The organism is Schnuerera sp., from assembly GCF_035459645.1.
In the GTDB taxonomy this organism is placed as follows: Bacteria; Bacillota; Clostridia; order Tissierellales; family Tepidimicrobiaceae; genus Schnuerera.
This window is the reverse complement of sequence record NZ_DATHXO010000345.1, coordinates 1-2,495: the sequence shown is the minus strand read 5'-3', so window position 1 is coordinate 2,495 and position 2,495 is coordinate 1. Positions and strand designations below refer to the sequence as shown.

The 2,495-nt window shown below is 25.5% G+C and carries 3 protein-coding genes; all 3 read left to right on the top strand.

The window, feature by feature from the left end:
- The coding region (locus tag VK998_RS08065) for a hypothetical protein (protein ID WP_325227467.1) at nucleotides 1-1,246 on the top strand (1,246 nt) is incomplete at its 5' end.
- A gap of 16 nt (nucleotides 1,247-1,262) precedes the next feature.
- Nucleotides 1,263-2,039 (top strand): head maturation protease, ClpP-related, encoded by a 777-nt coding sequence (locus VK998_RS08060; RefSeq protein ID WP_325227464.1) that lies wholly within the window; start codon nucleotides 1,263-1,265, stop codon nucleotides 2,037-2,039.
- 28 nt (nucleotides 2,040-2,067) lie between these two features.
- Nucleotides 2,068-2,495 (top strand): hypothetical protein (locus VK998_RS08055; protein WP_325227462.1); only part of this gene is annotated, 428 nt, incomplete at its 3' end.

The window sequence follows — 2,495 nt, the reverse complement described above, 5'->3', positions numbered from 1 at the left end:
AATAACTGTATTAGAAAAAGATGAAAAATCTCAAAAAGATTTAAAAATAATTAAGTATTATTTAGATAAAAAAATAAGACACAAAGAGCTTACAAGAGATTTAGCAGTTCAATTAGCAAGTAAAGGTACTTTATTAGGTACTTGGCTTGGTAATAAAAAATATCCTTACTTTTATACGTTTGATAATTTAAAATATATTTATCCTTACGGTAGATATAATGGAAGAATGGTTGGAATTATTGATTTAAAATGGCTTGATAATAAAACTGAAGAAGAAAGACAATTAATTTATAATAATCTTAATCCAATTATTACTGAAAGTAAATATGATAAATATAAAAATAATAGAGATATAAATAAAGAAAAAGAATTGAGATATATAACTTTACCAATTGAAAAATCATTAACTGCTAGAATACATACATTATCTAGAAATCAAAGGTTAGGTATTCCTTATGGTACTCAAGCTTTATTTGATATGCAGCATAAACAAAAAATGAAAGATTTAGAGATAGCTGTTGCAAATAAAATTATACGTGCTATAGCTGTTTTAAAATTTAAAGGCAGGGATGATAACGATGTAAAAGTTCAAACTTCTGATAAGAAAAAAGTATTTAGTGGTGTACGAAAAGCATTAGAAAAAATCAATAATGATGATGGTATAACCTGTGTAGCATTACCTGATTTTGCAAGTTTTGATTTTCCTGAATTAAAAAATGGTGAGAAATCATTAAACCCAGAAAAATACGAGAGTATTAATAATGACATAACTGCTGCAACTGGTGTTTCTAGTGTATTAAGTAATGGGACAAACGGTAACTATGCTTCTGCCAATTTAAATCTTGATATTATATATAAAAGAATAGGTGTGATAATTGAACAAATTGAAATTATATATAATCAATTAATTGATATTATATTGGGTAAAAGAGGAGAAAACTATATATTTGAATATAATACTGATAAACCTTTAACTAAAAAAGAAAGATTGGATGTATTAATGAAACTGCATTCACAAGAAGGATTATCTCTTAAATATGTGGTCGATCAAATTGAAGGTATAGATTGGCAAGAGTATTTAGACCAGTCATTATATGAACAAGAAGTTTTAAATCTTCCTGAAAGAATTAAACCATATTCAAGTGCCTATACAAGTACAGAAAATTCTTCTAATAGTAGTGAAAATGATAATACAATATCAAGTGGAGAAAATGATGGAAATAATAATCCAAAGCCTAGTAAGTAAAGGAGGTGAACAATAAGTGACAAAAGATTTTATTAATTTTTATAAAGATAATAAAAAAGTTGGATATATAGAATTTAAAAACATATCTAAAGATATAGGTGAAATATATATATATGGACAAATATTATCAGGTTCAGAAAAATATGAAGAAGATGATGTTACCGTTACAGATTTTAGACAGAAATTAGAAGATTTGGGAAACGTAAAAGAAATTAATATTTTTCAAAATTCTCCTGGTGGTTCTATAATGGCAGGAGTGAACATATTAAATTTATTGAATAGGCATTCAGCAATTAAAAATGTATATATAGATTCATTAAGTGCATCAATTTCAAGTGTCATAACTATGTGTTACGATAATTTATATATTTATCCAACGTCAACATTAATGATACATGAGGCTATGATGGGATTCTTCTTAGTAATGTTAAACAAAACACAGCTAAAAGAAAAAGCAGAGCAATTAGAAAGAATAGAAGAAAATATGATAATTCCTGCATATATGCAAAAAGCAACTTCTGAACTAACGGAAGATTTACTTAGAAATTTATTAATGGAGGAAAGTTGGCTTGGTGCAAAAGATATACAAAAATATTTTAAAAATGTAACATTAATTGAAAAAGAAAAAGATTTAGCAGCATGTGCAAACTTTGATATTTTAAATAAATATAATAATGTACCTCAAAAGTTTAAGGATATATTGAATAACCCAATAAATCATAAACAATTACAACATCAACAATCAAATAATTTACAGAAACAAAAACTTAAGTTAGAACTAGATTTAATCTAGTTTATTTTTATTTAAAGGAGGAATTATGTTGAATGCTTTAGAAATGAAAGAAAAATTACAAGAACTTAAAGCTGATGCTCAAAACTTATTAAATGAAAATAAAGTTAAAGATGCAGAAGCGAAAACGTTAGAAGTAAAGATTTTAAATGCACAAATTGAAATTCAAGAAAAATTAGATTTAGCAAATGAAGAAGTTGGCGATTTAAAGGATGACATTACTAAAAAGGATGAAAAAATTAATGAATTGACAACTAATTTAGAAAACTTAACTACAGAAAAAGAAGAACTTATGAACAAATTTACCGATTCAACTGATAAGATAACAGAGCTAAATGAAAAGGTAAATAAAATGCAACCAATTGTTGATGAACATAATAAACAAAAATATGAAAAAGAATTAAATGACGCAAAAGATGAGTATAAGGCTAAATTTGAAAGAGTTAATGGTTTGGAAAT